The organism is Ruminococcus sp. YE282 (genome assembly GCA_900101355.1).
In the GTDB taxonomy this organism is placed as follows: Bacteria; Bacillota; Clostridia; order Oscillospirales; family Acutalibacteraceae; genus Ruminococcoides; species Ruminococcoides bromii_A.
The window spans coordinates 1-9,526 of the sequence record FMUV01000054.1 but is presented as its reverse complement, the minus strand read 5'-3'; the positions used below and the strand labels follow the sequence as shown (position 1 = coordinate 9,526).

Genomic DNA, 9,526 nt, shown 5'->3' with positions numbered 1-9,526 from the left:
CTTTCTCATAGTCTTTTAGATGTCTGTATTTCCTTGGCATAACAAAAACCTCCTATGGTAGTTATTTTTATTCTACCATAGGAGGCTGTTTTTTTCTATTGTCCGTTTTTTACGGACTTGTTCAAAAGAATAGGTATTGAAATTTTAGACATTGTTTTCTCTGAAATACAATTTTTCTCAGAAAATTCTTTTCCGGCTTCTTTAACATCTCTGAGATAAACTTTCACGCTGACGTTTAGCCTTCTCAGCAATAAAAAGCTCACCCTCGGGACAAATTATTGATGTGTAGCAATTTTCACCGCATATCAAATCATATTGTTTAAGCAGCGCAGGATACATTGATTTTGTTTCCACATAACCGCATGTTGATATGAACACCAACTTTTTATTATGCATATTCTCATCACGCAATTCGTGAAAAGAAGAGCCGTCACCTGTTTGATTTCCCATATAATGCAACATAAACGGTAGACATCTGTCGGTTAGACATTTCATAACTGACGGCATGCCAAAAAAATAGAGTGGAAAGCTTTCGATGATTATGTCGGAAGCTTTTATTTTTTCATAAATTTCCTGCATATCATCCTTTATTATACATTCACCTGGTGTTTTACTCCAACAAGAAAAGCACCCAAGGCAAGGTTTTATTTCTTTTTTGTAAAGGTCAATCTGCTCAACTTCAGTGCCTTTAGGAAAGCCGTCAATAAAAGCTCTTGTAATGTTCATCGTATTACTTCTGCCTGATTTTGGACTGCCGTTAAGGATAAGTAATTTCATATTTTCCTCTTATTCATATACTGAGTTTCGTGGAATTGCCGTAAACAGCATGCTTCCCTTTGCCCTAACCTTACCGTCAACACTGATTATAGCCGAAAAGGTTGCTGAACCCGCTGTAATTATATCAGCAGATACATCAATTATTAATGTATCGCCCGGAATTACCGGTTTAAGAAATTTAAAATCTTTTACTTTTAAAAGAACATAAATTTTATCGTCGTTACTGTTTTCTTCCGAACTAATTACAAGACTGCAAAGCTGAACTGCGCTCTCTATAAGCAACACGCCCGGCATTATGGGAGTATCGGGAAAATGACCTGCAAAATAAGGCTCATTAACCGAAATATTTTTTAAACCTTTTGCCGAAACATTCGGCTCCAATTCAAGTACACGCTCAATCATTTGAAAAGGAGGTCTCTGTTTTATTCTTTTATTAATTTCAAGCAAATTCATCATAGGCTTAAACCTCCGTCAAGCACAATAACTTGTCCTGTCATATATGAAAAGTCATCCGAACACAATTGAGATACCACATTTGCCACATCTTCGGCTGTGCCGAATTTTTTCATTGGAATTGCGTCAACATATTTTTCAGCAAGGTCCTTTGGAATGGATTTCAGCATATCCGTACCTATAAATCCCGGAGCTACTGCATTAACCTGGATTCCGCGCGAAGCAAGCTCTTTTGCAAGAGTGGCAGTCAATGAATTAATTGCACCCTTTGTCGCACTGTAAACCGACTGACCCTCTACTGCAAGAACTGAGCTGACAGATGAAACATTAATTATTTTTCCGCTTTTTCTGCTAATCATCTTAAGAGCAGCCTGCTGAGCGCAATTGATGTAACCCTTAATATTTATATCAAGGCTTCGCTCAAGCGAATCCTGACGCACCATCAGGAGATATGCATCATCGACCACGCCTGCATTATTAACAAGAACATCCAATCTGCCAAAAGTGCTTTGAACATTGTGAAACATATTCTTTACTTCATCAATATTTGATGTGTCTGCTTTAAATGCTTCTGCTTCAACTCCAAGGTTTTTAATTTCATTAACAGTTTGAAGTGCAAGACTGTCATTTTTGTTATAGTTAACCGCAACATTATATCCGTCCTTTGCAAGGCGCAAAGCAATTGCCTTACCGATTCCCCTGGATGCTCCGGTAACGAGCGCTGTCTTTTCCATATAAATCTCCTGAAATAAAGTATTTATTTTACCTATCACTTATAAAATCTTTCTAAGAATAACCGCAGAATATGTTCCTCTGGTTCCGAAAGATACTGCAAGCATATATTTGTATTCCTTGGTATTAACATCTTTGTAAGAAACATTTTCTTTTGACAATATATAGGCATCAGACGATTGAATTTCACCTGAAAGAACTTTAGCAGCAAATGCAACCTGCATTGCAGCAGATGCCGCCCTTGCCTCTCCTGATTTTTCTTTTACAAGAAAAACCGAAATCGGTTTATCGAAAATTTCCTTGTAAACCGACATCTCTATGTTGTCAACAGTTTTGTCTCCGTTGCCAAATCCGCAAATTCCGTCAATTTGATTTAATGAAATTTCAGCATTGCTGCAAGCCTCATAAATTGCTTTTTTCATTGCGGACTCTGAACCTTTTAGTTGTCCAAACTCTATTGACTTGCGCGCCATAGCATAACCTGCTACTTCGGCATACTTTTTGCTGCAACGTTTTTCTGCACTCTCTTTTGATTCCAAAACAATTGACACAGAACCTTCGCCGAGTTTAAATCCATTATCTTGTAATGAATAAAGGTCGTTTTCAGATATAACGCCAAGATGTGAATACAAATCACTTTCAACATCAGTGTTTTCATCGGTACCTGTGGCAAGCATAATACTTTCGTTACCGTTATGAATAACATCGGCAGCATAACAAACACTCTGTAATCCAGACTGGAAGCCATTTGCAACTGTCACATTATAACCTTTGATACCGGCAAAAATGCTCAGATAACCTCCGGCAGCGTTATAAACGGTGTTCGGAAACAAAAATGCACTTCCGCTTTGAGTACCGTTCTCAATAACGTTTTTCTGGAAATTAATTATTTCTGTCATTGGTCCGTCCGAAGTACCGATTATGATACCAATGTCATTTTCATTGTTTTCATCAACGTTTATTTTTGCGTCATCAAGTGCCTTTACTCCGCTTAAAAGCTGCAACTGACTCAGACGGTCAAGCTTGCGGTAAAAAGCCATCTTGATACCATATTCCTTATAATCGGCAGAGGTTATTTCAGCTTGATAACCTTTATCAGGCTGATAGTTTTCTCCGCAAAGCTGTCCGATACCTGTTATATATATATGTGATTTATTGCTCCTGTTCAAAATCTTATGGTGATTTTTTGAAAAAACTATACTTGCATTATTACCACCAAAAGCAAATGAATTTGATACTGCATAATCAACTGACTTGTTACGATATGTATTCGGAATAAAGTCAAGCGTTCCGGATTTAGTTTTAAGATTATCAAGATCTTCTTCAGAATAACCGATTGTAGGCGGAAGTTTGCTGCTTTCAATTGCCTTTGCGGTAAAAACCGCTTCAATTGAACCTGCTGCTCCAAGACAATGCCCCGTCATAGACTTTGTTGAGCTTACGGACAGATGATTATTGCCGTCAAATAACTTATGAAGAGAAAGAAATTCAGCTTCGTCGTTTTTCGCTGTTCCTGTGCCGTGGGCATTAATGTAATCAACATCTGCAAAATTCAGTTCTGAATTTTTTATTGCTCTTGAAATTGCACTCATCTGACCCTCTCCGTCAGGTCTGGGTGCAGTAATATGATAAGCGTCTGAGCTTACTCCGGAACCAAGAATTTCGCAATATATCTTTGCTCCGCGATTGACTGCATGCTCGTAGCTCTCTATAATCAAAATACCCGAGCCTTCACCAAGGGTTATTCCGTTGCTATGGTTAAACGGTGAGCAATCATCTTGTGACAGAGCATGAAGCGCATGAAACCCCGCAAATGCAAGTGAAGAAAAACTGTCTGAACCGCCTGCAACAAAGACGTCTGCTTTTCCGGCTCGAATAAGGTCACAAGCATATGACAAACTTAAAGTTCCTGCCGCACAGGCATTTACAATGTTAGCCGTTATTCCGTTTAGATTGAAATGCTTTGCAACATTATTGGCAATTGCCGAAGCATGTATCTTTAAAATATCTGCCTTGTTGCCACTTCCGTTTTTATATCTTTCGGTATAATACTTATCAATGCTCGCAGCTCCGCCGACGCAGCTTCCAAGAATAACACCGATATTATCGGCTGTTTCATCTTCCAATTTAAGATTTGCATCATCAATAGCTTCCTGTGCAGCTTTAATGCACAAAAGTGATGAGCGGTCATACTGTTCGTCAGAGAGCTTTGAATCCGGCAATGAAACCTCTGCTCCCTTATGGGAATAACATTTTTCGGTGTCAATTGATTTTACAACGCTGATTCCCGATTTTCCGTGTATGGCTGTATCCCAACATTCATCGACATTGTTTCCAAGTCCGCATATAAGCCCTAAGCCGGTTACAACGCAGCGTTTTTGTTCAGTCATAATTACTTCGCCTCTGTATGTTCCTCAACATATTTTGTCAGTGTGTTAATAGATTGAAATTCTTCTCTCGGTGCGCCTGTCATATCAACGCCAAACAAATTGTCAATACCTGCTATAATTTCAATTGAATCAATTGAATCAAGACCGATATCTTCTCCGAAAAGCTCTGAATCGTATTCAAGCTCATCAGCAGGAATACGAAGATTTTCAACTAACATTCCTTTTATTTTTTCTGCAATTTCGTTATTCATAATAATACCTTCCTTTAATTTATTATTTTATATTATAAAAATATCAGCTAAATTAATAATAAGTCCCTATATTGCCATATTTTTCTACCATAGAATTATACATACACTTAACATCTGATTCTGCTGTTTTCATAAGTTGCTTTGCGTATTTTGAATGGCGCATATCCTCCGGACAATTACTTTTAATAGGCTTTCCTATCATAATTTTCTGGCGCTTACCGAAAAGCATATCATATTTTCCGTAAATAGCAACAGGCACAACATCAACTCCGTCTTTTGCAGAAAGCATACCTGCTCCGGGCTTAAATTCAAGCATTTTTCCATCTCGTGCAACGGCACCCTCAGGAAAAATCAAAACAGAACTGCCGTTTTTAAGTGCAGTTTCGCAATTTGTGTACCAACTTGAATCCATAGAGTTTAAATCAATCGGAATACTTCGCGTCCATTGAATTAAAGTACCTATTCTCATTTTGTTATACCATTTTGTCATAACAAGCATATACGGTTTATACTTTTTCAGAACGGAAGCAACAAAAATAGCATCAAAGTGATGTGTGTGATTACATACAAAAACATATTTTGAGTTTTTATTCGGATGTTTTAATGAGTCATCCTGCCAAAATACCTTTGGTCGAAAGGTTATGTAAGCAAGACCTGTAACTATCCCTTGAAACAATCTGCACCCTAATGATTTTTTTATTATATCTTTCTTTTCTTCCATATTCAGTACAACCTTTGCATTGGAAAAACTATTTATCAATTATAGAATTATTATAAAATAAAACCACATTCTTTCAATGGGCAAAAAATAAATGAATGTATTTTATGAAACATTTTGTCGAAATTTGTTGCAAAAAATTGCTGTGATATTTTGGAAAAATCATTATAATACAAAAATATCCCGGCACCAAACGGAACCGGGATAAAATTATATTCAATTAATATTCTCTGTCATACTTACTGATTTTTTTCTTCTTTGGCTTTTGTTCATTTTCGTCATCTTTTGTAAGCCTTGACATCATCGCTATTGTTGTAATGAATGAAATAGCAATATATAACAGTAATGCAAGTGTTGAACCGATATCAATATAATTAATTGTGATAATTAAAAGTATTGCAAGCACACCGATAAGGCAGCATACAAGCGATACTATATTTTTTAGATTGCGTTCCTTGTCAAACGCGCAAAAGCAAAAACCGATTATAGGAATTAATATAAAAATAAAGTAGTAAGGTATGTACGATTGAAAGGCTGAAAACTGTGACTGTGCAACATTATCGCCGGAACCGCCAAGATAGCTCAGCATATCAAATACTGTTGCATAAAAATTGTTGGTCGGGTCACTTGGATTAGGAATAGTCACGTATGTCATTGTGCAAAGAAAAACCTGTAACAAATACAAAACGCATTGGGTTATTCTGAGCCTCTTTCTTGTTTTATTTTCAGGCAATTTAAGCATTTGTTACCTCCGATATTTTTATTAATTTACATTGTATCACAAATTGCTCCGTTGCACAATAAGAAAATTCGTGATATAATTTAATAATTAAACAAAGGAGTTGAATAATATGAGTTACATCAACGAATCTATAATTTATAACATATATCCGCTTGGATTCTGCGGAGCTCCGAAAGAAAACGACGGCAAACTTGAATACAGACTTGACAAAATTTATGATATAATAGATAATCTTAAAAAAATGTCTGTAAACGTTATAGTATTTAATCCGCTTTTTGAGAGTTCAAAACACGGATATGATACAATTGATTATCGAAAAGTAGACTGCAGACTCGGAGATAACGATTCCTTCAAAAAGCTTTGTCAAACATTACACAAAAATGGCATAAAAATTATGCTTGACGGCGTGTTTAACCATGTTGGCAGAGATTTTTTTGCTTTTAAAGACGTTCAGGAGCACCTTTGGGACTCACGTTACTGCGGATGGTTCCAAAATCTTAATTTTGACGGAAACAGTCCTCTTGGTGACAAATTTTGGTATGAGGGCTGGGCAGGTCATTACGACTTGGTTAAACTTAATCTGCAAAATCCTGAAGTTGTTGATTATCTGCTCGATTCGGTTAATTTCTGGATTGATGAATTTGATATTGACGGTCTTAGGCTTGATGCGGCAGATTGTATAGATCTTGAATTTTTCAAAAAATTAAGAAATAATTGCAAAGCCAAAAAATCTGATTTTTGGCTTTACGGTGAAATTATTCACGGCGATTACAACCGCTGGGCAAACAGCAAAACCCTTGATTCTGTTACCAACTATGAATGTTATAAGGGAATTTATTCAAGTCACAATGATCATAATTATTTTGAAATTGCGCACTCGTTAAATCGTCAATTTGCAAACGGCGGTATATATCAGAATATTTACACATACAACTTTGTTGATAACCACGATGTAAATCGTATTGCAAGTACATTAAAAGATAAAAATCACCTTAATAATGTATATACAATGCTGTATACAATGCCCGGTGTACCCTCAATTTATTACGGCAGTGAATTTGGTATTGAAGGAACAAGAAGCGAACACAGTGATTATGAATTAAGGCCTTGTATTGACCTTAACAATATTCATAATGCAAACTATGACTTATTCAATCATATTATAAAATTAGGTAAAGTAAGGTTAAATCTTGAAGCGTTAAAATACGGAAAATTTGAAAATGCAAACATAAAAAATGAAACCCTGGTATATAAGAGATTCACCGATAACCAGACTGTATTCGTAGCTTTTAACCTCACTAATCATGATGAGAGAATCGGATTTGACGCACAATACAACGGTAAACTGACAGACGTTCTGAACGACAATCAAATTTTTGATGCAAACGGATGGACAGAAATTGATATGCCGCCCTGTTCATCAAGGATTCTTGTTGTTAACGACGGAAGTTTTAAATTAGATTTAAATCAAGAAAGTGTTGTAAAGTCTGTCGAAAGCAATAATAGTACGCAAAATGATGAGATTGATAACGAAGGAATTGAAGAAATTACTCTCGGAAAATATCGTCATTTTAAAGGAAACGTATATGACGTCATCGGATTTGCAAAGCACAGTGAAACCGGTGAAAAACTTGTAATATACAGGTCTGTTGAAAATCCTGATGAGGTTTGGGCAAGACCATATAAAATGTTTGCCGAAACAATTGGCAGCGACGGCCAGACGGTTAAAAGATTTACAAAAATTTAATAATAAAATTATATTTTTACATACCGTAAGGATAGAACCGAACACTCAATAAGACTGTTCGGTTCTGTTGTTTACATTAACTAATGAGGTGATTGAATTGGATAACATTAAATTGCGTATTGCAACAGTTGATGATGCCGAAGAACTTTTACAAATATATAAACCATATGTTGAGAATACTGCAATAACATTTGAATATGAAGTACCTGATTGCAAAGAATTTGCACAAAGAATTGTCAATACTTTAAAAACATACCCATATATTATCGCAGTAAAATACAATGAAATACTCGGATACGCATATGCCTCAACATTTAAAGACAGAGCGGCATATGATTGGGCTATTGAAACAAGCATTTATATTAAATCTGATGTAAGACATTCCGGTATTGGAACAAAGCTTTATGACTGTCTTGAGAAATTGCTTAAAACTCAGGGAATATTAAACGCAAATGCGTGCATTGCTTATTTGGAAACCGAAGAAAAGCACTTGCCCGCTGACAGTACAAAATTTCATGAACATTTTGGATTTAAACTGGTGGGAGTATTTCATAAATGCGGTTATAAATTTGAAAAATGGTACGATATGATTTGGATGGAAAAATTAATCGGAGAACACAGCAACACGCCTAATCAGGTAAGAAAAATCTCTCAGCTAAGCCAAGCTGAACTTAAGTCAGCAGGCCTTGATATATAGTAATCATGCTGACTGCCTTTGCCCTATTCTAAGCCAATTTACAAAACTATAAATATCATTTACCAAAAATACGGCAAAACATATTACGACCGATACATATGAAATATCATAAATTGAAGCAAGCGACCACAGAATAATTAAAACAATGTCATTTAATGCATATGCAATTGCGAAATAAGGGCTGCGTCTGAATGTCAAGTATACTGCAGAAAAACTTGTTGTAACCGAAATTGTGCTTGGTATCAGATTGGCTGTATTAAAAGCCTTGAGAATAAAGTAAAATACAATTGTTACAATTAGTGCAAGAACAGTCATAAATATTATTTCTTTATACGAAATATGATTAACTCTGACCTCTGAACGCTTACCGTTATAAGGATTTCTAAGCCACGAAACAAGAGCAATACATGCCATTGGTACAGTCATTCCGAGATACGTTATCATTTCACCGTAATATGAATACGAAAATGAGATTATACCATAAAGAATTCCAAAAACTATTATAAGGACCTGTCCAAAAGGGTTTCCCTTGGCGTTTAAAATCAGCGAAGTTACACCTACTATCGATGAAACAAGCGTTGTATAATTTGTTCGGTCAAAAATGACAAATGAAGACACAATTATCGCAATGGAAAAAAGCCACAGCGAAATTTCAAATTTTGAAAAATAGTTTGTAATTGTTTTAATTATTTTCATAATAATCCCCCATAAAAAAAGGGCTCTATAATAAAAATTGGGGTAAGAACAAAAAGAGCCTACAAAAATTAAAGTAAAAAAGTATAGCATATTTGTAAAAAAACCTTTAAAATGAAAGTGGAAACAAACCATTTTAAGGAGAATCAAATATGCTCTACAAACATTTTACAGAAAAAATACTCGGATTGCAAGGTATTTTAATTGAAAACATAAAAAACACAGATAATACAATTCACGTTTATTGTAAATTAGAACGGAAACTGCATAAATGCCCCTGTTGCGGTAATTTCACCGATAAAATTCACGATTATCGTGAACAGATA

10 protein-coding genes are annotated in these 9,526 nt (G+C 35.6%); 2 read left to right on the top strand and 8 right to left on the bottom strand.

Going from position 1 to position 9,526, the window contains the following annotated elements:
• Positions 1-201 precede the first annotated feature (201 nt).
• The 7 genes from BLP46_RS12070 to BLP46_RS12040 form a co-directional block, all read right to left on the bottom strand.
• Positions 202-777 carry a flavodoxin family protein gene (locus BLP46_RS12070; protein ID WP_092979255.1) on the bottom strand — a complete coding sequence of 192 codons (576 nt, stop codon included), beginning with the start codon at positions 775-777 and terminating at the stop codon, positions 202-204.
• 9 nt (positions 778-786) lie between these two features.
• Entirely contained in the window at positions 787-1,233 is a 447-nt protein-coding gene (gene fabZ, locus BLP46_RS12065; RefSeq protein ID WP_092979252.1) for a 3-hydroxyacyl-ACP dehydratase FabZ, read from the bottom strand.
• Positions 1,230-1,964 carry a glucose 1-dehydrogenase gene (locus BLP46_RS12060; RefSeq protein WP_092979250.1) on the bottom strand — a complete coding sequence of 245 codons (735 nt, stop codon included), beginning with the start codon at positions 1,962-1,964 and terminating at the stop codon, positions 1,230-1,232. The genes fabZ and BLP46_RS12060 overlap by 4 nt, the downstream gene beginning before the upstream one ends.
• A 39-nt stretch (positions 1,965-2,003) precedes the next feature.
• The gene (locus BLP46_RS12055; RefSeq protein WP_092979248.1) at positions 2,004-4,352 is read right to left on the bottom strand and encodes a beta-ketoacyl-[acyl-carrier-protein] synthase family protein; all 2,349 of its coding nucleotides are present in this window, start codon (positions 4,350-4,352) and stop codon (positions 2,004-2,006) included.
• A 2-nt stretch (positions 4,353-4,354) separates the two neighbouring features.
• A complete protein-coding gene (locus BLP46_RS12050; RefSeq protein WP_092979246.1) occupies positions 4,355-4,603 on the bottom strand; it encodes an acyl carrier protein in 249 nt (82 codons plus the stop codon).
• A 52-nt stretch (positions 4,604-4,655) separates the two neighbouring features.
• A complete protein-coding gene (locus tag BLP46_RS12045) occupies positions 4,656-5,324 on the bottom strand; it encodes a lysophospholipid acyltransferase family protein (RefSeq protein WP_092979244.1) in 669 nt (222 codons plus the stop codon).
• Between the two features lie 217 nt (positions 5,325-5,541).
• Positions 5,542-6,063, bottom strand: a complete 522-nt coding sequence (locus BLP46_RS12040; RefSeq protein WP_092979242.1) for a hypothetical protein — start codon at positions 6,061-6,063, stop codon at positions 5,542-5,544.
• 109 nt (positions 6,064-6,172) lie between these two features.
• Between BLP46_RS12040 and BLP46_RS12035 the strand changes: the two genes are divergently transcribed.
• Both BLP46_RS12035 and BLP46_RS12030 read left to right on the top strand, forming a co-directional pair.
• Positions 6,173-7,810, top strand: coding sequence for a DUF1653 domain-containing protein (locus BLP46_RS12035; RefSeq protein WP_092979240.1), 1,638 nt, complete (start codon positions 6,173-6,175; stop codon positions 7,808-7,810).
• 106 nt (positions 7,811-7,916) lie between these two features.
• A complete protein-coding gene (locus BLP46_RS12030) occupies positions 7,917-8,507 on the top strand; it encodes a GNAT family N-acetyltransferase (protein ID WP_353961318.1) in 591 nt (196 codons plus the stop codon).
• A gap of 3 nt (positions 8,508-8,510) precedes the next feature.
• On the opposite strand, the gene pnuC is transcribed toward BLP46_RS12030, so the two are convergent.
• Positions 8,511-9,203 (bottom strand): nicotinamide riboside transporter PnuC, encoded by a 693-nt coding sequence (gene pnuC, locus BLP46_RS12025; RefSeq protein WP_092979239.1) that lies wholly within the window; start codon positions 9,201-9,203, stop codon positions 8,511-8,513.
• Positions 9,204-9,526: the final 323 nt, after the last annotated feature.